The following is a 22801-nucleotide window of genomic DNA, read 5'->3' on the forward strand; positions in this document are numbered from 1 at the left end:
GTTAATTGAAATTTGATTTTTTGAATTTCTCAAAATGAGGTTTCAGTTCATCGAGATCAAGATCCAGCAGGTACATGCTGCGGAAGAAGCTGGGCAATTCATTGCTGATAAAAGTATCTTTCTTGAATTGTTTTATTTTCTTCATGGCATCTGCGCTGATAAAATAGCCGATCCCTCTTTTATTGTAAATGATTTCCTGTTGTTGCAGGAGCTCGCAGGTGCGCATCACTGTATTGGGATTTACTTCCAGCGAAACCGCCAGTTCCCTTACAGATGGAATACGTTCTTCCGGCTGCCATTTGGTGAGCAATATCTGTTCGCAGATGTAATCGGCGATCTGTATGTATATTGCTTGTGTATCTTTAAATTCCATCTCACAAAGATTTTAAATTTCTTGGTCTTTCAACCGGAAATAGGCTATAGTCCAAAGAATAGGGGCAATCAGGAACTTGAGGGCAAAGTCATAAAAGTGCCGCAACCATTCCGGAATAAGATACACGGTGGTATGCCAGGAAATCGGGCCGCCTTCCAGTTTGTTGACCATAAAGAAGGGAACAGATCTTTTCCAGAATTCATGTTGAAATCCGAAGATACAGGTGACCAGGAATGCATTGACACACCATACTAAGAATGCAAACACGAATACAGAAAGGATCGTTTTAATAAAGCTATACTTATGATAGTAAGTAGCGCCTAATAGAAATGCCGCCTGTAATACAACATAGACATAGTAGAAGTACACTTTCTCTTTTGGATTGTCGAAAAAGTCGTAGTTCATTTCTATTTTTCTATCCAGTGCAGCGAGTTGTACCGATTGTATGATTTTGAAGCTCACATAGCAGCTAAGGTTATAGAATGCAAGAAATCCGATGGTGCTGACCAGGAACAGGGTGACGAATTTTTCAAACTGGGATGCGGGCAGCATAATAAAATCAACTCCTTTTTCTTTACTCCCCAGTTCATTAAAAGACCGGCTGGTAAACAACATGCCGCCGAAAAACAGGCCGATAAAATAAAAGGGAACAAGATCACTTAAACGGTTGAACGGATCGCGGGCCAGTAGAATCATTAACACCCCGAGCACTGTCATGATGCCAAATATAGCGAGCATGCTCATGCTATAGAAGCGGTAGTGATCCGTGATGTGTTTCTGCAGGTAGAACTGCATGCGACGAAGGTTAAATACATTATTTGGTTGCATGGGAAGTATCAGTTGAAGATTTCCTGGATGGGTTTATGATTGGTAAGAATGGCGTTGAACAACAATTCCATATCTATTTTGCTTTGTTCGTTGCCGGCGTTGCGGGTAATGATCGTATGTCCGCGCAGGTTACTGTCTGCAAAGAGGATATCAGTAGATTCTTCTATCCGGCTAACAGTTTTGAAACTTAGTTTATCCGTTACCGTTTGCACATCTTCCCGGAAAATAATTTTATGCCCGTCGATGATCACAATACTATCTATCAGGTTGTCGAGGTCGCGTACCTGGTGGGTAGAGATCACGATACATTTCTCTTCACTCACAGCGGCTGCAATCACTTTCCGGAACTGGCTTTTGGAGGGAATATCGAGCCCATTCGTGGGTTCATCCATGATCAGTACTTTGGTGTTGGTGGCCAGTGCAAAGCTGATGAGTACTTTCTTTTTTTGTCCGTACGACATCTCTGTGAGCTGCTGGTCTTTGGGAATTTCAAATTCTTTGAGGTACTTATAAAAAGCGCCCTCGTCGAAGTTGGGATAAAACGGTGCGTACGTCCCCACATATCTTTTCACGCTTACTTTCGGCAGGTAGAATTCTTCCGGCACCAGGAATATTTCGCGGAGGAAGGCGGGTTGTCGTTTGGCGGAAGGATAGCCCATTACCTCGCAGGTGCCGCTATCCGGGAAAAGCAGGCCTGCCATCTGTTTGAGCAGGGTTGATTTTCCCGCGCCGTTTTTTCCCAGCAAACCATAGATATGTCCTGCTTCCAGGCGCAGCTGTAAGTTTTCGAACAGGGGTTTGTTTTTGCGATAGCTGAATGTCAGGGATTGGATGTTAATCATATCGTGTGATTTAGTGTACTACTTAACTAGTACACTGTAAAGATAGGGGAGTTTTTTGTATTTCAAAATAAAAGGCAAAAAAAAAGCGCAAACCTCAGGTTTGCGCTTTTATATAACTAAATATATGATTACAGCTCAGGATACAGGGAGAACTGCTGCATAAACGTATTTACTTCACCTCTTACTTTGAGGATCAGTCCTTCGTTATCAGCATCCATCAGCAGTGCATCGATCCAGTCAACGATCTGGCCCATATGACTTTCGTTCATGCCACGGGTAGTGATGGCGGGAACACCGATACGGATACCGGAGGTAACGAAAGCAGATTTATCATCGAAAGGCACCATGTTTTTGTTAACAGTGATATCAGCCTTCACCAGTGTTTGTTCGGCTTTTTTACCGGAGATGTTTTTATTACGGAGGTCAATCAGCATCAGGTGATTGTCGGTACCACCGGAAATGATTTCATATCCTTTGCCTACAAAGCTTTTCGCCATTGACTGGGCATTTTTCAGGATCTGGTTGGCGTATACGGTATAGTCGTCAGACAGGATCTCGAAGAAGGAAACGGCTTTAGCAGCAATCACGTGTTCCAGCGGACCACCCTGGATACCAGGGAATACGGCGGTGTCAATGAGAGAGCTCATCAGGCGGGTTTCGCCTTTTGGTGTTTTCAGGCCGAATGGATTTTCGAAATCTGCGCCCATCATGATCATACCGCCACGTGGACCACGGAGGGTTTTGTGGGTGGTAGTAGTTACGAAATGGCAATGTGCAAACGGAGAGTTCAGTAAGCCTTTGGCAATCAGACCTGCCGGGTGTGCAATATCAGCCAGTACAAAAGCACCTACCTGGTCAGCTATTTCGCGGATACGTTTGTAATCCCAGTCACGGCTGTAGGCAGAAGCACCGCAAACAATCAGTTTGGGTTTTTCGCGGTTGGCAATTTCTTCCATTTTATCGTATTCTACCAGGCCTGTTTCTTTGTTAACACCGTAGAAATGAGGTTGATAGAGTTTTCCGGAGTAGTTTACGGAAGAACCATGGGTGAGGTGACCGCCCATGCTCAGATCCAGTCCCAGGATTTTATCGCCTGGCTGGAGAATAGCCAGCATAACAGCTGCATTGGCCTGCGCGCCGGAGTGAGGCTGAACGTTTACATAAGCTGCACCAAATATCTGTTTAGCTCTGTCGATGGCCAGTTGTTCGCTCTGATCCACAATTTCACAGCCTGCATAATATCTTCTGCCAGGATAGCCTTCGGCATATTTATTCGTCATCACGTGTCCCATCGCCTGCATTACCTGTAAGCTGGTAAAGTTTTCAGATGCGATCAACTCAATGCCATGGCGCTGACGCTCCAATTCCTGGCCGATTAAATCAAATATTTGCTGGTCTCTTTGCATGTTGCCTTAAATTTGGTGCAAAAATAAATGAAAGCCAGATCAATTGCAAGCGTAATGCCTTCTGCTTTATGCTTTCCGCTTTTTATGTTAATTTCGCCGCATTCGAGCAGCAATAGCTAATCCTAACTACAACACTAAATGAAGGCAATAATACCCGTGGCAGGGGCCGGCACCAAGCTTCGTCCACATACATATACACAGCCAAAAGCATTAATACCTTTAGCCGGCAGAACCATTCTCAGTATCATTATTGATCAGCTGGTGGACGCAGGTATCACAGAATTCGTTTTTGTGGTGGGTTATCTTGGCGAAAAGATCCAGCATTACGTAGAAAAGAAATATCCGCAACTGACCTGTCACTTTGTTCAGCAGAACAGCCGCGAAGGTACGGGGCATGCGTTATCACTTACCCGCGATGTAGTAGGCAACGACGAAGTATTGATTGTACTGGGAGATACCATCTGCGAATGTGATTTTAAAGAAGTGATTGCCGCGCCCTACTCTATGCTGGGCCTGAAGAAGGTAGACGATCCGCGTAACTTTGGGGTGGCCGAACTGGATGAAACGGGCAGAATTACCCGCGTAGTGGAAAAACCACAGATTCCTAAGTCGAACCTCGCGCTGGTAGGACTTTACAAGATCAAAGAAACGCAGCAGCTGTATGAATGCCTGCAAAGCAATATCGACAACCGTATCAAGTCGCACGATGAGTTCCAGCTGACCGATGCGCTGGAGTGTATGATTGAGCATGGGGTACAGTTCAACGGCTTTAAAGTATCCAATTGGTTCGATTGCGGCCGGAAAGATACCCTGCTGGAAACCAATGCGATCCTGCTGAAGAAATATAAACTGGCCAGCAATCCCGTTTTACCATATGAAAATACGATTATCATCCCACCGGTGAGTATAGGGGAAGGCTGTAATATTAAAAACGCTATCATCGGCCCTAATGTGGCCATTGGTGATAATACGGTGATCAACTACTCTATTGTAAAGGATTCTATCATTGGTTCTTTCAGTAATCTGTATGAAGTGGTGCTGAAGGCTTCCCTGATCGGCAGTGATGCCAATATCCGGGGATTGAGCCAGAGCCTGAACATCGGTGACAACACGGAAATAGACCTGGGATAGCTATATTCGCTTTTATCAAAAAGCTTTGTACATGCAGCGCATTACTTCTCTGTTCAATATTCAGTATCCTGTTATCCAGGCCGGTATGATCTGGGCCAGCGGATGGCGTTTAGCCAGTGCAGTTAGTAATGCCGGCGGATTGGGCCTGATAGGCGCAGGAAGTATGTATCCCGATGTGCTACGGGAACATATTCAGAAATGCAAACAAGCTACTGATAAGCCTTTTGGCGTAAATGTGCCTTTATTATATCCTGATATTGATCAGCTGATAAATATTATCCTGGAAGAAGGAGTACAAATTGTATTTACTTCTGCCGGCAATCCCAAAACCTGGACACCGGTACTGAAAGCTGCCGGTATAAAGGTAGTGCATGTGGTATCCAGTGCTGCATTTGCCCTGAAAAGCGAAGCAGCCGGTGTAGATGCCGTGGTAGCAGAGGGATTCGAAGCAGGCGGCCATAACGGACGGGAAGAAACCACCACCCTGGTGCTGATTCCGGCAGTATGTGAACAGGTAAAAATCCCGGTGATTGCAGCCGGTGGAATAGGCTCCGGTAAGGCCATGGCAGCAGCTTTTGCGCTGGGTGCATCCGGTGTACAGATCGGTAGCCGTTTTGTGGCTACCCCGGAAGCATCTTCCCATATCAACTTTAAAAACGCAGTGGTGAATGCCAAAGAGGGCGATACCATGCTTAGTTTAAAGAAGCTGGCGCCGGTACGGCTCATCAAAAATAATTTCTATCAGGCTGTGCGTGAAGCGGAAGATAACGGTGCAGATGTAACGGCCCTGAAAACATTGCTCGGGCGTGCCCGCGCTAAAGCCGGCATGTTTGAAGGTAACCTCGAAGAAGGGGAACTGGAAATAGGCCAGGTAAGTGCCCTGATCCATGACATAAAGCCTGCAGCGCAGGTGCTGGAGGAAATCTGGACCGAATTTAAAGCGACGATCCGGCAGTTGAACAACCCCGATAGCTGATTGCTTTTAACGGCTGGTTACCGGGATTGGCATCTCCGGTAACCAGGGTACAAAATATTATGGTTTTCTTACCACCCACTTCATTGCCTCTTTCAGCGTAATTTTCTTTCCATACATCAGGATACCGGTGCGGTATATTCTGCCGGCTACCCAGGTAGTACCCATAAAGCCACCAATCAAACATACAAACGACAGGATCAGTTGCCAGTAAGGTACAGTTCCCGGAACGCCGTATGGCAGCCGGGCCATCATTACCATGGGAGATGTGAACGGAATAATACTGCCCCATACCGCCAACGGGCTGCCAGGGTCCTGTACGGCCTTCATCATGATCATAATGCCAATGATAATAGGCACGGTTACCGGAATGGTCAGTTGTTGTATATCGGAGGCGTCTTCATTGGCCAGGCTACCGATAGCGGCATATAAGGACGAGTAGAATAAATAGCCACCAAGGAAATACAGGAGGAAACAAGGCACCAGCAAGGCCCAGTTGATGCTGCCTACTACATCCCTCATCCGGTGAATGATTTCTGCGGTTTGCTGCGGGTCTGCCTGTGTGGTAGCCGCTGCCTGCATACTTTCCGGAGAGAAGAACAATGGCACCAGCATATAGATGCCCGTAACGAGAATACCCCAGATAAAGAACTGCAACAGTCCTACTGCCGCGATGCCGATGATTTTTCCCATCATCAGCTGGAAAGGTTTAACACTCGAGATCATTACTTCTGCAATGCGGCTTACCTTTTCCTCCATCACGCCTCTCATCACAGAGGTACCAAACAGCAACAGGATAAAATAAATGATAAACCCGCTGCCATAGCCTACGCCATAAGCGACCCAGGAATTTCCTTTCTTTTCATCTTTCCCGTTTTTAAAGATCACTTCCACATCAGAACGGATCTCGTCCATTTTCGACTGATCGATGCCCCGCATTTCCATGCGTTTCTTTTCGATGACGCTGTTGATATCCTTGTTGATACTGCTTTCTATGTTGACGCTGGCCTGTCCGCTGCTGTAAAACTCGAAGCCGGAAGGGCGGTTAATATCAAATTCAGGTAAATAGAGTACGCCTTCATAGCCCAGTTCACTATAATGCAGTTTGAGGCTGTCGATATTCTGATGTTGCAGGTATTTGAAATAAACACCTTTGGAATCGGGGATCTTGTTTTCGAACAAGCCGCTTTTATCCACTACCGCAATACGTTTATGTTCCGTGCTGGTGGTAGACAGGATAATGGGGACAATAATCATTGCTGCAAAAGCGAGCGGCACCAGCAGTGTGGTGATGAGGAACGACTTTTTGCGGACACGTGTAAAGAATTCCCGTTTTATAATGAGCCAGATTTTCTCCATAAGTTGCAGGTTGATCAGGCCAGCGGTAAAGCAGCTACGTTGGCGTTGCTGTTTTCAGTTTGCTGTACCTGGGTGATAAATACTTCGTTAATAGACGGCAGGATTTCTTCAAAATAAGTAACAGGAATGTCCTGGCGGATGAAATGAAGAAGAATATCGTTAGTGGTGCTGTCTTCATTCATTTTTACGGTAAACGCCTTATCATGTGTTTGCACAATATTAAAGTGATAAGTAGCCATTTGTGCAGGATTGGGCATGGTACCTAATCCTACTTTGAAGAGACCCTGTTTAAAGTCCTGCTGGATCTGTGCCACGCTGCCATCGAGTATCTTATGGCCTTTGTTGAGCAACATGATATGATCGCATATTTCTTCCACCTGTTCCATGCGGTGGGTAGAGAAGATAATGGTGGTACCCTGCTGACTGAGATTAAATATTTCCTGCTTGATGAGATTGGAGTTGATGGGATCCAATCCGGAGAAAGGTTCATCGAGGATCAGCAGTTTTGGTTGGTGAATAATGGTGGAGATGAACTGTACTTTCTGTTGCATGCCTTTGCTGAGTTCATCTACCCGTTTATTGTACCAGGAATTGATGTCAAATTTATCGAACCAGAATTTGATTTTCTGTACCGCATCTTTCCTGCTGAGTCCTTTGAGTTGGGCGAGGTAGAGGGTTTGTTCTCCTACCATCATTTTTTTATAGAGGCCTCTTTCTTCGGGCATATACCCGATGTGTTGCACATCATTTTCCGGGTCAAATTTTTGTCCGTTGAAGAGGATCTGGCCTTCATCGGGATAGAAGATACCGGTGATCATGCGGAGCAGGGTGGTTTTTCCGGCGCCGTTGGGTCCCAGTAAGCCGAAGATGCTGCCCTGTTCTATACCAAAGCTCACGTCGTCCACTGCTTTGTGGGTTTCGTAGTGTTTTTTCAGGTGTTTGACTTCGAGGAGGTTCATGGTGAAAAATTAGTGATTAATCTGCAATAATTAATCATAATGTCTCCCGATGCGAACTTATTGTAACCTGGCTGCGATCATGGTTGCCACGCGTTCTCCGTCCATTGCAGCGGACACGATACCGCCGGCGTATCCGGCGCCTTCAGCGCAGGGATAGAGCCCGGCCACCTGTGGGTGTTCAAGCGTATCGTTATTGCGGGGAATACGTACGGGTGATGAGGTACGTGATTCGGTAGCTACCAGTACCGCATTTTCTGTATAGTATCCTTTCATTTTGCGGCCAAAGGCTTTGAAAGCGCCTGCGAGGCGCTGGTGTACTACTTTCGGAAGAACGCTGCGCAGATCGGTGCTGTTAAGGCCAGGCACATAAGAGCATTCCGGCAGGGAGGCAGATACTTTTTTATGGACGAAGTCGGTCATTCTCTGTGCAGGTGCCACGAAGTTGCCGCCGCCGGCCTGATAGGCCTGTTTTTCCACTGCCTGTTGAAAATACATGGCTGCGAGTGGGCCATGATGGGCGAATGGTGCAAAGTCGGATTCGTCTACTGTTACCACCATTCCTGAATTGGCGAATGGGTTATTCCGTTTGGAGGGCGACCAGCCGTTGACCACCAGTTCGCCGGGATCGGTAGCCGCAGGAGCAATGATACCACCGGGGCACATACAGAAGGAGAATACGCCGCGACCTTCTACCTGTTCTACGAGGCTATAGCTGGCAGGTGGCAGGTATTCGCCACGTACTTCGCAGTGGTACTGTGCGTTGTCGATCAGTTCCTGTGGATGTTCTACACGAACACCGAGAGCGAAAGGTTTTGCTTCCAGCAAAATGTTTTGCCGGTGGAGCATGATAAATATGTCGCGGGCAGAATGGCCGGTAGCGAGAATGAGTTGTTTGCCATCGAAGATTTCCCCGGTGGCAGTTTGTACGCCGGTCACCGCGCCGTTGCTGATCAGGATATTACTGACTTTTTGTTCAAAGTGTACTTCACCGCCGCTGTTGATGATCTGTTCGCGCATGGCGGTGATGATATGCGGTAGTTTGTTGGTACCGATATGTGGGTGAGCATCGATCATTATTTTATCTTCTGCGCCGAAATGCACGAAGATGTTGAGGATGCGGTTAATATCCCCGCGTTTATTGGAGCGGGTATATAATTTACCATCAGAGTAGGTACCAGCGCCGCCTTCGCCGAAGCAGTAGTTGGAGTCGGGGTTGACGATACCTGTTTTATTGAGTGCGGCCAGATCGCGGCGTCTTGCGCGCACATCTTTTCCGCGTTCGAGTATAATGGGTTTGATACCTGCTTCTATGAGCCGTAGTGCGGCGAAGAGTCCTGCTGGTCCTGCTCCTGCAATCAGTACCCTGGGGGCATTGGCTGGCAGGGAGGGATATACCGGATGGGTATGTTGTTTTTCAGCGAAGGGTTCATTTATGAAAACCTGGATGGTGAGTACAAAGAACACCTGCCTGGAACGTGCGTCAATAGAGCGTTTGAGCAGATTGAATCCGGTGATGTCGGAAGGTTTTACACTGAGTGCAGCAGCGGCGTGCTGTATGATATGTGTATGAGATGCGGCGTCGGCCGGTAGTAATTTGAGAGATATTTGTTGTATCATGTTAGCGGTTAGGTGTTTATCCTAAAACTGCGGCAAAGATAGGGAATACGGGGGAAATGTATAAAACGAGTAAAGCGAAGAGACAGGCGGTTGTACCGCTTTTCTCTTCGCTTTACTGCAATAGCTTTTATACTTTCAGCTTAGAAAGGCAGGTCATCGCCGCCATCTCCACCGCCAGCTGGCATCTGAGGAGTATTGTAGTTAGGCTGGGGATCTGTGCCCGGAGCAGCAGCTGCCATTACAGATTCCATGCGCCATGCATCCAGGTTGGTAATGTAGTTTACTTTACCATCTTTTTCCCATCTGGTGCCTTTGATATTGAAATAAACTTTAACGTTTTCACCTTCATTGAACCGGTCTACAATACCAGTGCGGTCTTGCACCGACTGGAACTTAATATAGTTGTTGATAACACGGCCATTGATGTCGTCGGACTTCTCGATAACGAACTCTCTTGTCTTAAAAGTTTCGCTACGTTGTACCGTGTTGTACTTCACAATCAGCTTTCCGGTAATTTCAAAACTCATAGAAAAATTATTTTAAATTCAGAAGGGTCAAAGATAAGGTATTCGACTTAGTGCGGGCAAATATTTTTTATTAATCCGGTGCGCGCGGATATAAATAAATACTTTCACAATTACTACCCCTGAATACATTTTTTTAAATGGAGATACTAACATAGTTTTGCACCCTCTCCGGGAAAAGTGTGAATATCTCATGTTTTATAAGTGAACGATTTTTTTTGAGAGAGCCGATACAATATTATTTTATCAGTTATATATCCATATTGATGATAAAAAGGAGAATGAGTCAGATAAAAGTGCTGTTAATCAATGGGGTTTATAGTAGTGAAAACCTTGTCACGTCTGGGCTGTAAAGCCACAGCAGTAGTGGAAAAAGGGGTTTTAGTACTCTGTAATCAGGAGAATATAAACAAGGGTAGATAAATTTTTTTTTTCAACATTTTCTACAGATATTCGTCATCCTGTCTGAAAATTTTTCAACATCCTGCGTTGAGGAATTTCGAATTCGAGAACTAAGCATCCTTAATTAAGAAACAACTAATTTTTTTTATCTCAATGAATAAAACTTGCGAACAAGTTTGGGAAAAGTGTCTTAATATAATTAGGGATATAGTAGAATGGCAGCCGTTTAAGACATGGTTTGAACCTATTAAACCCATTAAACTTGAAAACAATGTTTTAACCATCCAGGTCCCCAGCCAATTCTTTTATGAATACCTTGAGGAGCACTATGTGGGATTGTTAGGAAAAACCATCAAAAGAGAATTAGGTAAAGAAGCCAGGCTGGAGTATCGCATTGTAGTAGAGAACGGTACGCCACATCAGCATCCCAGAACAGTAAACATGCCCACGCAGTTTACCAAACCTCAGAAAGACAATGAAGTAGATTTTCCTTTAACGATCCACAACCCGGTTAAGAATCCCTTTGTTATTCCGGGTATCAAAAGGGTACAGATTGACTCGCAGCTCAATCCCAACTATACGTTTGACGCATATGTAGAGGGTGACAGTAACCGTGTGGCAAGACGTGCAGGTAAAACAGTGGCTGAAAAGCCCGGTGGTACCTCCTTTAATCCATTAGTGATATATGGAGGTGTAGGATTGGGGAAAACGCATCTTGCGCAGGCAGTAGGCAATGATGTGAAACGCATACATCCCAACAAAGCAGTGTTGTATGTAAGTGCAGAGAAATTTATCAATCAGTTTATAGATCACTCCAAGAATAATATCATCAACGACTTTATCCACTTTTACCAGTTGATAGATGTGTTGATTGTAGATGATATCCAATTCTTTGCCCGCGCAGAGAAAACACAGGATGCCTTCTTCGCTATCTTTAACCACCTGCACCAATCCGGTAAACAACTGATCCTGACGTCTGATAAGGCGCCTAAAGATCTGGATGGTGTACAGGAAAGATTGCTGAGCCGCTTCCGCTGGGGTCTGAGTGCCGATATTCAGATTCCTGATTTCGAAACCAGGATGGAAATCCTGGAAATGAAAATGCGGAACGATGGATTGGAAATGCCTAAAGAAGTAGTGAAATATGTAGCTTATAATATCCAGACCAACGTACGTGAACTGGAAGGTGCATTAATCTCATTGCTGGCACAATCCTCCTTAAACCGCAAGGAAATAGACCTGGAACTGGCGAAGCGTGTATTGAAATCTTTCGTAAAAACATCTTCCAAAGAAATTACGATTGAGAGCATACAAAAAATGGTATGCGAATATTTTGATGTGCCTTATGATAAATTGCTGCAGAAAACACGTAAACGTGAAATTGTGCAGGCCAGGCAGATCACCATGTATCTCGCAAAATCATTTACCAAGAATTCTTTGAAAACGATCGGTGAACATTTCGGAGGACGGGATCATACAACCGTTATCCATAGCTGTCAGACGGTGAAAGATCTGATGGATACAGACAATAACTTCCGCGACAGCGTAATTGAATTGCAACAGAAAGTACAACTGGCGGCCATGTAAGGCCTGTCATACCCCGATAACCTATTTTAAAAGCCGTGCAAAACCAGCACGGCTTTTTCATTGAAATCCTTTACTGTATTGCGTTCTGGTGGATTCTTATCCATGATGTTTCAAATTTTTTATAAAAAAATTGAAAATGCTTTTGGAGAATATAAAAGATTTCCTATTTTTGCAACCCCTTCAGGGAAATAACGATGGAGAGATGCCTGAGTGGCCGAAAGGAACGGTTTGCTAAACCGTCATACGGGTTAAACTGTATCGAGGGTTCGAATCCCTCTCTCTCCGCAGCATACAAAAAGCCTTCAGATATATCTGAAGGCTTTTTTATTTGGTGTATGATTAGCTTTTGAGAGTTGTTGCGTTATGTGATTCGCAGACGTGCAATCGGAAAGTCTAAAGGGAAGTCATTATCCCAACCATCAGAATTCAGTATCCAATCTTCCACTGGGCATGCCTTTCATACAGCCCGGATAATCCCGCCTTTTATCCCCGATAATCTCTAACTTTAAGATAAAAAATGGAAAACCGAGGGCTGCTTTTTATTCCGGATATCAGTGGCTTTACCCGTTTTGTAAATGAAATCGAGATTGAACACAGCCGGCATATTATCCAGCAATTACTTGAATTATTGATCAACGCCAATGAATCGGAGCTGGAAATCTCCGAGATAGAAGGCGATGCTATCCTGTTTTATAAGTTTGGGCCTCCTCCGGATATAGCGCAAATGTACCAACAGGTAGAAAAGATGTTCTGTGCATTCCATCGCTATCTCATGGCGTATGATCACCGGAAAATCTGCCAGTGTAAAGCTTGTATAACCGCTGTTGATCTTACCTTGAAAGTAATTACCCATTATGGTGAATTCACTACTTACCAGGTAAAGAATTTTAGTAAGCTAATAGGGAAAGATGTGATTGTGGCACATCAGCTACTAAAAAACGATATCCCGCAACATGAGTACTGGCTGGTGACAGACCACCTGTTTCCCGGTGAAGCGCTGTCTGCGCCCGAATGGATCACCTGGGACAGCAGCATTAAACAAACCGAATCCGGTGATGTTCCTTTCCATTACGCCCAGTTGGGAACCCTGAAAGATAATCTTATTCCTGAGCCTGATCCGCAGCTTGAATTGGCAGATAAGGTGAAAGTGCTGTCTGTTTCCCGGGCTTATCAGGTGGATATCAAAACACTGACCTTTACCGTAGTACATTTCGAATTCCGTCACCTGTGGCAGCCGTCTATCCGCAACGTGGAGGAAGTCGAACATTTTCTGCCGGGTGTGGGCAGCCGTCACCGGCATGTATATACGAACGGAACTTCCTCGCTGATGTATACCAGTAGCTTTTCCTATGATCCGGATCGGGTGGTGAGTTTCAGTGAAACAGATCAGAAGAGAAACTGTTCTTATTATTATATCATAGAAAAAACAGGCGAACACAGTGCCAGGTTAACCATAGATTTCTATCTTCATAAAAACTTTTTACAACAATGGCTTTTCAGATGGCGGCAGAAAAAGAAGATGGAGCATGACTTACAAACCGCGCTGGCAAAGCTGGAACCATTGGTGATGAATATTACGTTGCCGCTCGATTTTTAAAAGAAACCTATATCCGTTGTCGTATTTGCTGGTGGCAAAGCCGCTATGGTATACTAACATGCATTATTAAATACTTATCACATTCCATGAAGAACATCGGAGAGCTTTCCGCAGATGGGTATGGATTTGCCATTATATCCACGGATGTATTAACCCAATATTTAAGCGATAAAAAAGTAAAGGCGAAGAAGTTGATTTCTTATCTCGACAAAAATAAACCGATCTTTTATCAAATGATCAAAGACGGAAAGATGGCGCCATTTTATCGTATCTCAGCTTTTGAATATGCAATATTCACCACCCTGAATGAAGATAATTCCCCGCTCCCGGCCGGGTATAAGGAGATATTCCGTTATCCAGGTTTTTATCTTGAAGTGGGTGACCTGGGCCGCATATGTTTTGCCAGCTTTGATTACCTGGAATATCAGCTGGCAGATATTAAAGCAAATATTACGGACAAAATGGATGAAATTCCATCCGGTGCAGCAGGTACACTTGAAAAATATTATCCTGCAATAGGAATGGATCTTCCACGGGGAACCTATTTATTTGACCTGGTGGGATTAAAGAGAGAACAGGAACTGGAACGGGAAAGTAAAAATTATGCCTACCAGCTCTGTTTCAGGGAGGTGGCCAATGCGCACAATGACAATTTTGAAAAGTGCGATAACGATAAGTATTCGTTTGATATTGATGGATATGAAGAATAAAAAAGGATGCTCATTCATGAGCATCCTTTTTTAGTTACCTGCACAGATAATGCACCCATCCATACAACACACTTAACCCGATTACATACAGCATATTCATTTTAAACCGCAATATCAGCACAAGGGAAATAATGATCCATACCAGTGCCAGTATGTCCGGTTGCGTGAAAGGAGCATCTCCCGGAAATAACACATCTTTCCCTAAATACAGGGTAAGATGAAGGATAACGCCTACTACGGCAGCGGTAATTAGTCCGAGAATATTTTCGATGATATGGATGCCGTGTGTTTTCTCAATAATAGGGGCTCCTGCAAAAATCATCAGGAAACAGGGTAAAAACGTAAAGTAAGTGGTAGCGACTAGTCCGGCTGTACCCATCCATAAAGAGCCGTTAAAATGGTTGTATCCGGCCATAAAGCCCACAAAAGATAATACGATGATCAACGGACCGGGAGTTGTTTCTGCCAGCGCAAAGCCGTCGATCATCTGCAGTTTGGTGAGCCAGTTCAGTTTGGTGACACTGAACTGCGCTACATAAGGAAGCACGGTGTAAGAGCCACCCACGGTAACAAAGGCGGTTTGTGTAAAGAACAGGCCCAGGTTTTTCCAAAACGAAAAGTCCCGGAAAAACAGGAAGAATAAGGCGAAGGGAACGAGCCAGAGCAGAAAGGCAATTCCGAGCAATCTGAATAAACGCGCCATGCGAAAGCCGCCGCCTGGCGCTACCGTGTTTCTATGGAGAACATAAGTATGTTCTTCTTCCTCCGCTATATTTCGTTGTTGTTTCCCTGGCAGGGCGTTTGGGTATACCAGTCGCACGAGCATACCAAGAATAACGGTACCTCCGATAATTGCCAGCAGGGAAGTCTTGAAGAAAAAGATACAGATAAATGCCATTGCAGCCACTGCATAATGCAGCGGACCATGCAGGGCTTTCTGCCCGATCCGGACCATGGCAATGAAGATCAGCGCAATGACCGCAGGTTTCAAACCTGCAAACAGGGCCGTTACCCAGGGGATGCTGCCAAATAAAACATAAATGATACTGAGTCCGAGTAAAATGAACATGGAGGGTAATACGAACAGAATGCCTGCCGCAAGCCCTCCTTTTTTACCGTGTAACAGCCATCCGATATAAATGGCCAGTTGCTGTGCTTCCGGGCCGGGTAAGATCATACAATGATTAAGGGCATGCAGGAATTTGCTGTTGCTGATCCATTTTTTGTGATCCACTAAACTATCGTGCATGATGGCAATATGGCCGGCGGTGCCGCCAAAACTGATCCATCCGAGTTTAAACCAGAATTGAAGTGCTTCTTTGAAATCGGGTCGTTGTATTTGTGTTTGTGCTTCCATGCGATTGTTAATGTTCCTCTCCCCTGCTTAGTGGCAATAGTTCTTCTTTCCGTAACGTAAAAGCTACGGGCAAAAAGCAGTGACAGACCACCGGCGTCAAAACCGGTCGAATGATTAAAAAGGCAATTGTTTCAGCGTGAAAAAAGACTCTTCTGATGGCTTCCGGAAAGCTGCACGAAGATACGTTAAATGTGCCTTCTGTGCAAGGTTTTGGGCTTTATTTTAGCGGCTAAATAAGGCTCATTTGGGGCGATAAAACAGTTTGTCCGGGATCGTGTTCGAGAGGATGGTGGCAGGGGCTTAAAAGGCATTAAAACGGCGTTTTGCAAAACGCCGTTTTAATGCCTTTTTTTAAGAGGTTATACGCCAAACTGTGTTAAATGATGGTCGAGATGTTTGTAGAACATATTGTTCCACTCCTCATGCGTCAGTTTACCAAATGAATGCGATTCCTTCTGGTTAAAATGAGCGGCACCCAGCTGACTGGTTTTAAGAATATACCGGATCAGCCGTTCCTTTTCTATATCGAATTTGCGTTGGTCTTTGATCAGGAAAGACGAAGCAGTGGGAATGTTTCGCTTATAGGGCGTTTCACTGGTAACCGCCTTCTTTATAAAATTCTTCAGGATCATTTTCATGAAGAAGCCTGGTTGGGGATGTATGTTTTCGTATACCATTTCATAGGTAACATTACAATGCGCCAGCATAGCAGCTACATTCATCTTGCCCCATTGCGGCTGTGAATCGGGTGTCAGTTGTTCTATTCTCCGGATAACGGCTGTTGCCACCGGTTCGGTAAAAATATCAGGTAAGGCCATATTACAGGTATTTTATCAGTTGTAGTGTATGTGATGCCGGTATCACCGTGCTTTAAAAACGCACATTTTATGTATTAATACCGGACATATCTGATTTATTTAGAAATGTAATTTATTAATTTTAAGCCAATAAATTACTGGCATTTTCTTGGTCATGCCGTTAACGTATTAATACCACCCCGTATGTTCAAGAGCTATCTGAAAACAGCATTCCGGCAACTTTTCAGGAACAAGCTGTTTTCAAGTCTCAATATCTTAGGACTGGCTACAGGCATGACCTGCAGCATTCTTATTTTCCTGTGGGTACAGGATGAGCGCAGCTATGATACCTTTAATACCCATGCAAACAACATTTACCGCCTCACCGCCCGTGTAGGGGATATTGAAGCGGCAGTGGTGCCTGTACCGGTAGCCATGGCCATCAGGGAGGCTGTGCCCGGGGTGAAGAATGTAACACGGTTGTCGGCGCTGCAATGCATGGTATCAGTAGGCAGTCAGAAATACGAAGAGAAGAATATCTATTATGCAGATAGTAATTTCCTCCGCATTTTCAGTTACCCGCTTTTACTCGGTGATGCCACGCATCTGCTGGCAGAGCCAAATGGCGCGGTATTAACCGAGAGCGGGGCAAAGAAATACTTCGGCAGCCCCGAAAATGCCATGGGCAAAACCCTGCATATCGACAATGATTACAATGGCAACGATGTACTGATAACAGGTGTGTTAAAGGATCTCCCGACGAACTCACATCTGCAGTTTGATCTGCTGCTCCCTATACAGCTTTACTCAAAAACCATCAACCTGGAGCAGGCATGGGGAAATTTTGATGTATACACGTACGTGCAGATGGAAGATCGCTTCAGTGCAACGCCGGCAGCATTGGCATCTTTGGAACAACAGATCATGGCAGTTTACCGTCGCCTTGATATTTCGAAAACACAGGGCTTTCTTTACGTACAACCGCTGACCGCCGTGCATCTGCATTCCCGCCTGATGCTGGATGTACCCGGTCAGGGGAGTTATCAGCAGGTGAATATCTTTTCCCTCATCGCTATTTTCATCCTGTTGATTGCCGGTATTAACTTCATGAATTTATCTACCGCTTTATCCAGTCAGCGGGCAAAGGAAGTGGGTTTAAGGAAAACGGTGGGTGCGTTCCGGTCACAACTGGTCATACAATTTTTGAGTGAAGCACTGGTGTTGTCTTTTATTTCACTAATTCTGGGCCTCGCCCTGGCGTGGCTATTAATGCCTTTATTCAATGACCTGGCAGGCAAGTCGATCTCCATTAATTTCCTGAGTATAAAATTAATACTAAGCCTGGTGGGTATTGCAGTGGCAGTAGGACTGCTATCCGGTAGTTATCCCGCTTTGTTCCTCTCTTCTTTTAACCCGGTGAAGGTGTTGAAAGGCGTTAAGATGCTGCATGGCCGCAAAACATTTTTCAGAAACAGCCTGATAGTGGTGCAATTTTCCATTGCCGTGATCCTGATGACAGGCACTATCGTAGTGTATAAGCAATTGCAGTTTATCCGTACCATGGATATTGGTTACAATAAACAAAACCTGTTGTACGTGCCGATTCCCCGTTTGGGCGATCTTATACAAAACCAGCAATCATTGAGAAATGTGATGGGGCAGTACCCGGAAATGGATAACTATACTTTTATCAGTCACCTGCCTACGAATATGCCTACAGGTACGAAGTCGGTGAACTGGGAAGGGAAAGATCCAACCTATGAGCCCATATTCCCGCAAATGTGGGTGGATGATCATTTTGTAAACACCTTTGGTATGCAACTGAAGAGTGGGCGGTTTTTTACCCGTGACTTTAAGGAAGATGAGCATAATTATGTGGTCAATGAAACCGCGCTGAAAGTCATGAAGCTGAATCCGGAAAATGCCGTTGGTACTAAAATGAGTATGGATCAACGCAACGGCGTTATTGTGGGAGTAGTGAAGGATTTCAACTTTAAGCCGGTGCAGCAGCCAATACAGCCGCTGATCATCCGGCATGCCAGCAACGGCGATTTCAATGGTAACACAGGATATATTGTACTGCGCACACCTCCTGCCAACGTACAGCGGAGCATTGCAACTATGAAAAAAGTATTCCAGCAGGTATATACCGATTTTCCTTTTTCCTTTGGGTTTGTAAATGATGACCTGTCAAACATGTACGTCACAGAGCAGCGCATGGGCAAGCTGTTCAATATTTTCTCGGTACTTTCAGTGATCGTATCCTGTCTCGGGCTTTTCGGCCTCACTACTTTTGCCACACAGAAACGCATCAAGGAAATTGGTGTAAGAAAAGTGTTAGGCGCCAGTGTGGGAGGTATTGTAGGGATGTTGTCGAAAGACTTTGTAAAGCTGGTGGTATTTGCCTTGCTTATCGCATTCCCGGTTGCATGGTGGGTCATGAACAAATGGTTACAGAACTTCGCTTATCATATCAGCATCCGTTGGTGGTTTTTTGCATTGGCCGGGATGGCGGCGCTTATTATTTCCTTTATCACGGTCAGTTATCAATCCATGAAAGCAGCGCGGACGAACCCGGTGAAGAGCCTGCGATCAGAATAAACGGCTACATTTTTAGAAAAAGGGTAAGCGCTGAAAGTGTTTACAGTAAGGACTTTTGACTTATTTTTCTGAAATTTGTTAAAAAAATTTGTTTTTATGTGAAACAATTTCCTACATTTGCACTCCGCAATTGAAGCAAAGGTATCGCCACAAGGGCAGCCGTTAAAGCAACAAACGCGGACTAAGAAGGGATTTCGGGGCGTAGCGTAGCCCGGTATCGCGCCTGCTTTGGGAGCAGGAGGTCGCAGGTTCGAATCCTGCCGCCCCGACTTAGAAAAAAAGGATAGCATTTATGCTATCCTTTTTTTATTTGCACCAACAGTGCAGATAATAATTTCCTCAGCAATCTTCTTCTGCCACCCCATCATAGTAATCTTCAACAATTGAATGTATTTTAGCGGTTAGTTGTTATGTAACCAGATAAAAAAATGAAAAGAACCCCGGTCTCCATCTTCCTGATAAGTACTTGTTGCATATTTCTATTGGCGTGTAATCCTTTCCCAAAAAAGGATAGACATCCCGAAGTTCCTTTCCTGGCGGATCTTTTAAAAGACACTACGAAATTCATAAAGGTATTTGGTACAGAACAGCTCTCCGAAGTAGCTTTCTTAAAGGACGAAAGGATCTTGTTAAAGCCAGACAACAGCAAGCTGCCATTTAAGATTATCGACATTCGCGGAACAGTGATCATGGAGCATACTTTTGACTGGGAACTACCATTTTATATCGACAAGCAGGGAAATTTGTACTTCAACAGGGAGAAATACGATTATCCTGACTATCAAAAGCAGGAAGCTTTTAAAACAGTTGTTTTTAAAGACAGCATCAATAAAAAGTATGCAGCATTGGATGCCGGGCTGGCAGACAGTGTAAAGTTTAAGCTGATAGATGACTATGAAATCAAACTATTAGAGGCTTACGGCCTGAAGCCATGTGAATACCAGACGGTAAACAGGGAAAAATGTGATGTTTTTGAAGTAAAGAATAACGTATTGCTCGTAAGACAGGACGAGCTGTATAAAAATGACTTTGCTAAATTACCGGTAGCGCCGGAAACCTTCGATGACAAAGTATTGATCCGTTGGCAGAATGGGAAACTTCCTTCTCCGGTTTACCTGGCATATTACCAGGTGACTGGGCATAAGTTTAAGTGTAGTGACATGACACTGCCCGTAGTAATCCGGCTAAAAGGTCAAAATTATTTATTCACCTATTCCTTTGGCCTTTTTTTAATTAAATAGTAGCCGGGAAACCAGTTATTACCACATTCCAAAGTGTCGCTGTGTTAACACTTTGAAGATTTGAAGGAAAGCACCAGACACTTTCCCCTATTTTTAGTACATTCGAATTATTAATAATGTATTAGAATGCCTATCGCCTCTACCTCTTTTCTGAAAGCCCGGATTCCCGGCGCTTCCGTTGCACAACTGCTGAAATTATATGAGCGTGAAATCCTTACCCAGGGAGCAGGACAAACTGCTATCCGCGACAACATGGTGGCCTTTTCCGGCAGCAGTCAGCCGGTAAACCGTCAGGCAAAAAAGTTTGCTGATTATACAGACGGGCGGCTGATTGTGACAGAAACCGACAGCACTTTTGAAGTATGCCTGGAAGCTGAATATCCCGGATGGAAGTTTCTGTTCGATGTATACTTCACGAAGCTCAGGGATGACCTGGAAAAAGAGTTGCAATTAAAGGTAAGCCAGTAGCATCTTTCAGAGGATTGCAAGTCAGGAGGGAACAATCTATTCCCACAAGTGTTATATTGATAAGGAATTACGCTTGATCTCTTTCACTAAAAAAGTACGTAAGATGACAAACCTTATCATCGCTTCTTTCTCAGAAGAAGCGCAGGCAATGAATACTGCAAAGAAATTAACGGAACTGGAAGCCATCGGCGACATTACCATTTATGAAAGTGTGATGATCAGGAAAGATGAAAAAGGAGAAGTAACGGTATTGGAACAGGATACCGCCGAAGGTTCCCGTACCTTAACAGGTATGGCCATTGGTGGTTTGATAGGCGTACTTGGCGGTCCGGTAGGGATGATGGCTGGTATGTTGGTGGGTACGATTACGGGCGCCGCCTGGGAATCTGATCATTACAGCTTCTCACGGGATTTTGCCGGCAAAGTGGCCGATGAATTGCAACCCGGTATGGTAGCTATTATTGCAGAAGTAGACGAAGATAATAAAGTGTTCCTGGATACTTACGTGAATGATGCCTGGGGAAAACTGGTCAGAACAGATGTGGAATATGAGTATGACAAAATCTCCAATGAGCAGTTAGAGGCCATCGACGAAGAGATTGCAGCAGACAGGAACGCGCTGCGGTTGGCATCTCAGGAAGAAAAAGAAAAAATACAGCAAACGATAACTACCCTGAAAGAAAAAAGAAAGGAAAAAATTGCCGCCTTTAAAGCCGCAGCAGATACAACGCTGGCCGAAGAAAAAGGACTGGTAAAAGAAACAAGGGCCGAATTTATTCACAACCGCATTGCCAGGTATCGGGAAAAACTGGCCGCCCTGGAAGAAGAATTGAAAAATATGACGAAGTAAAAATACGGCAGGAACGGAACTCCCGTTCCTGCTGAATAATCTTACTCTCCCAGGGAAGCCTTGCCACTGCCCAATCCCCAGTTAATACCAAAGAGAGAAACAATGCTGTGTTTATCTCCGAAATTTTTTCCAAACGCACCGTTGATATACAAACCATCCCTGATTTTATAACTGATTACACCTACATTCCTGTATTGTTCATCTATTTCATCGAGGAAATAATGGCGGTACATAAATTCATACCCGATAGAAAACTGGTTAAACTCAAAAGCCACCTTTCCGCCTACATCTATATTATTGGATTTTACGAGTCCGCTCTTGGGCGATAGTGCATAACCATCATACATGTAACGGGCATTTACAAGTACATCGAGATAGTTGGTAGTGGGCTTTTTATCACTTGGATTCAAGGGAATGTAACTGGCTACAGTAGTCCATACGCCTGCCCTGCCCGTTTTCCAGGTGCTGTCTCCCACGCCGTAGGTAGCATAGGCGCCTGCAATATCCCAGGAGATGAGGGGTTTTTCTGTCATCAGGTCGGCGATGTTGGCGGCCAGTTGATCAGGGTTTTCCTCCCAGTATTTTGTGATGGCCTGTTTCAGTTCATCGCCGGTTTTGCCGGCGGTGGCTAACACCAGTTTTGCAGGTGGCGGCTGACTGGCCCAATCATTCACCGCTTTATTAAGGCGATCAAAATGTTTGGCCCGGTACCAACGGATGATATTCGCTCTCACACCGGCGGAAAACACTTTTTGCGTAGTGCTGGCGGTATCGGGCAGCATATCTTTGGATGTAAAGGACGCAGACACGGAAGCGAATTTTAATCCGGAGAAAATATCCTGTCCCGTTACCTTTAATGCGCCGGATGGAAGTTTGGTGGTTTTCAGGCCCAGGTATTTATAGGCATTATGATCACCGGATTTTACCCACCAGTACGGGGAGGTTTCCATCGAATAACTTTGCGGCCACCCGGTGCTGCCATCAAATGTTTGCAGGATACCGAGTACCAGCGCTTTCGGCGTGGTAGGGGCTTCAATGTTGGTGGGGGAAAGATCGATCAACTGAAAACCTGGTGACCTGGGTGCGGCAAGATCTTTCGGTTGCACAGGCCCGGCGCTGTTCTGCGCAGCAACTGCCACCGGCAGGGTTAACAATAAAAAAAGAAGCAGGCGTTTCATC

At 44.9% G+C, this 22801-nt stretch carries 20 protein-coding genes and 2 tRNA genes; 11 read left to right on the plus strand and 11 right to left on the minus strand.

The features are described 5' to 3' along the window. Position 1 precedes the first annotated feature (1 nt). The 4 genes from BMW79_RS06580 to BMW79_RS06595 all read right to left on the minus strand — a co-directional run bounded on the left by BMW79_RS06580 (position 2) and on the right by BMW79_RS06595 (position 3449). Positions 2-373: a GntR family transcriptional regulator gene (locus tag BMW79_RS06580; protein ID WP_089892159.1), complete on the minus strand. Its 372-nt coding sequence runs from the start codon at positions 371-373 to the stop codon at positions 2-4. Positions 374-385: 12 nt separating this feature from the next. Beyond that, positions 386-1201: a hypothetical protein gene (locus BMW79_RS06585; RefSeq protein WP_143059093.1), complete on the minus strand. Its 816-nt coding sequence runs from the start codon at positions 1199-1201 to the stop codon at positions 386-388. Positions 1202-1209: 8 nt separating this feature from the next. Next, positions 1210-2043 carry an ABC transporter ATP-binding protein gene (locus tag BMW79_RS06590; protein WP_089892165.1) on the minus strand — a complete coding sequence of 278 codons (834 nt, stop codon included), beginning with the start codon at positions 2041-2043 and terminating at the stop codon, positions 1210-1212. Positions 2044-2171: 128 nt separating this feature from the next. Further along, the gene (locus BMW79_RS06595) at positions 2172-3449 is read right to left on the minus strand and encodes a serine hydroxymethyltransferase (protein ID WP_089892168.1); all 1278 of its coding nucleotides are present in this window, start codon (positions 3447-3449) and stop codon (positions 2172-2174) included. Positions 3450-3587: 138 nt separating this feature from the next. On the opposite strand from BMW79_RS06595, the gene BMW79_RS06600 reads away from it, so the two are divergent. Together BMW79_RS06600 and BMW79_RS06605 are read left to right on the plus strand one after the other, a co-directional pair. Further along, positions 3588-4580, plus strand: coding sequence for a sugar phosphate nucleotidyltransferase (locus BMW79_RS06600; protein ID WP_089892171.1), 993 nt, complete (start codon positions 3588-3590; stop codon positions 4578-4580). A 31-nt stretch (positions 4581-4611) separates the two neighbouring features. Then, on the plus strand, positions 4612-5556 hold the full coding sequence (locus BMW79_RS06605) for an NAD(P)H-dependent flavin oxidoreductase (RefSeq protein WP_089892174.1): 945 nt from the start codon (positions 4612-4614) through the stop codon (positions 5554-5556). Between the two features lie 57 nt (positions 5557-5613). Here BMW79_RS06605 and BMW79_RS06610 read toward each other — a convergent pair whose 3' ends face one another. From BMW79_RS06610 to BMW79_RS06625, 4 genes are all read right to left on the minus strand, one after another. Further along, complete coding sequence (locus BMW79_RS06610) at positions 5614-6912, minus strand: ABC transporter permease (RefSeq protein WP_089892177.1); 1299 nt, start codon at positions 6910-6912, stop codon at positions 5614-5616. 14 nt (positions 6913-6926) lie between these two features. Beyond that, entirely contained in the window at positions 6927-7871 is a 945-nt protein-coding gene (locus tag BMW79_RS06615; protein ID WP_089892181.1) for an ABC transporter ATP-binding protein, read from the minus strand. 57 nt (positions 7872-7928) lie between these two features. Then, the gene (locus BMW79_RS06620) at positions 7929-9488 is read right to left on the minus strand and encodes an NAD(P)/FAD-dependent oxidoreductase (RefSeq protein ID WP_089892184.1); all 1560 of its coding nucleotides are present in this window, start codon (positions 9486-9488) and stop codon (positions 7929-7931) included. A 140-nt stretch (positions 9489-9628) separates the two neighbouring features. Further along, the gene (locus BMW79_RS06625; RefSeq protein ID WP_089892186.1) at positions 9629-10015 is read right to left on the minus strand and encodes a DUF3127 domain-containing protein; all 387 of its coding nucleotides are present in this window, start codon (positions 10013-10015) and stop codon (positions 9629-9631) included. 552 nt (positions 10016-10567) lie between these two features. Between BMW79_RS06625 and dnaA the strand changes: the two genes are divergently transcribed. From dnaA to BMW79_RS06645, 4 genes are all read left to right on the plus strand, one after another. Continuing rightward, positions 10568-12001, plus strand: coding sequence for a chromosomal replication initiator protein DnaA (gene dnaA / locus BMW79_RS06630; protein WP_079469646.1), 1434 nt, complete (start codon positions 10568-10570; stop codon positions 11999-12001). Between the two features lie 196 nt (positions 12002-12197). Further along, a tRNA-Ser gene (locus tag BMW79_RS06635) sits at positions 12198-12286 on the plus strand. A 232-nt stretch (positions 12287-12518) separates the two neighbouring features. Continuing rightward, complete coding sequence (locus tag BMW79_RS06640) at positions 12519-13598, plus strand: DUF2652 domain-containing protein (RefSeq protein WP_089892189.1); 1080 nt, start codon at positions 12519-12521, stop codon at positions 13596-13598. An 86-nt stretch (positions 13599-13684) separates the two neighbouring features. Continuing rightward, positions 13685-14308, plus strand: a complete 624-nt coding sequence (locus BMW79_RS06645) for a hypothetical protein (protein WP_089892191.1) — start codon at positions 13685-13687, stop codon at positions 14306-14308. A gap of 34 nt (positions 14309-14342) precedes the next feature. Here the strand turns inward: BMW79_RS06645 and chrA are convergent, their stop codons facing one another. Further along, positions 14343-15665 (minus strand): chromate efflux transporter, encoded by a 1323-nt coding sequence (gene chrA, locus BMW79_RS06650; RefSeq protein WP_089892195.1) that lies wholly within the window; start codon positions 15663-15665, stop codon positions 14343-14345. A gap of 359 nt (positions 15666-16024) precedes the next feature. Continuing rightward, positions 16025-16483 carry a DUF1569 domain-containing protein gene (locus BMW79_RS06655; protein ID WP_089892198.1) on the minus strand — a complete coding sequence of 153 codons (459 nt, stop codon included), beginning with the start codon at positions 16481-16483 and terminating at the stop codon, positions 16025-16027. 183 nt (positions 16484-16666) lie between these two features. On the opposite strand from BMW79_RS06655, the gene BMW79_RS06660 reads away from it, so the two are divergent. The 5 genes from BMW79_RS06660 to BMW79_RS06680 all read left to right on the plus strand — a co-directional run bounded on the left by BMW79_RS06660 (position 16667) and on the right by BMW79_RS06680 (position 21622). Beyond that, positions 16667-19063, plus strand: a complete 2397-nt coding sequence (locus tag BMW79_RS06660; protein WP_089892201.1) for an ABC transporter permease — start codon at positions 16667-16669, stop codon at positions 19061-19063. Positions 19064-19258: 195 nt separating this feature from the next. Beyond that, a tRNA-Pro gene (locus BMW79_RS06665) sits at positions 19259-19332 on the plus strand. A gap of 357 nt (positions 19333-19689) precedes the next feature. Continuing rightward, positions 19690-20304: a hypothetical protein gene (locus tag BMW79_RS06670; RefSeq protein ID WP_143059094.1), complete on the plus strand. Its 615-nt coding sequence runs from the start codon at positions 19690-19692 to the stop codon at positions 20302-20304. A gap of 126 nt (positions 20305-20430) precedes the next feature. Continuing rightward, positions 20431-20772, plus strand: coding sequence for a hypothetical protein (locus BMW79_RS06675; protein WP_089892207.1), 342 nt, complete (start codon positions 20431-20433; stop codon positions 20770-20772). 103 nt (positions 20773-20875) lie between these two features. Then, on the plus strand, positions 20876-21622 hold the full coding sequence (locus BMW79_RS06680; protein ID WP_089892210.1) for a DUF1269 domain-containing protein: 747 nt from the start codon (positions 20876-20878) through the stop codon (positions 21620-21622). Between the two features lie 41 nt (positions 21623-21663). Here BMW79_RS06680 and BMW79_RS06685 read toward each other — a convergent pair whose 3' ends face one another. Further along, entirely contained in the window at positions 21664-22800 is a 1137-nt protein-coding gene (locus tag BMW79_RS06685) for a hypothetical protein (RefSeq protein ID WP_089892214.1), read from the minus strand. Position 22801 lies beyond the last annotated feature (1 nt).

Origin of the sequence: Chitinophaga arvensicola (genome assembly GCF_900110835.1) — a bacterium.
Classification (GTDB): Bacteria; Bacteroidota; Bacteroidia; order Chitinophagales; family Chitinophagaceae; genus Chitinophaga; species Chitinophaga arvensicola.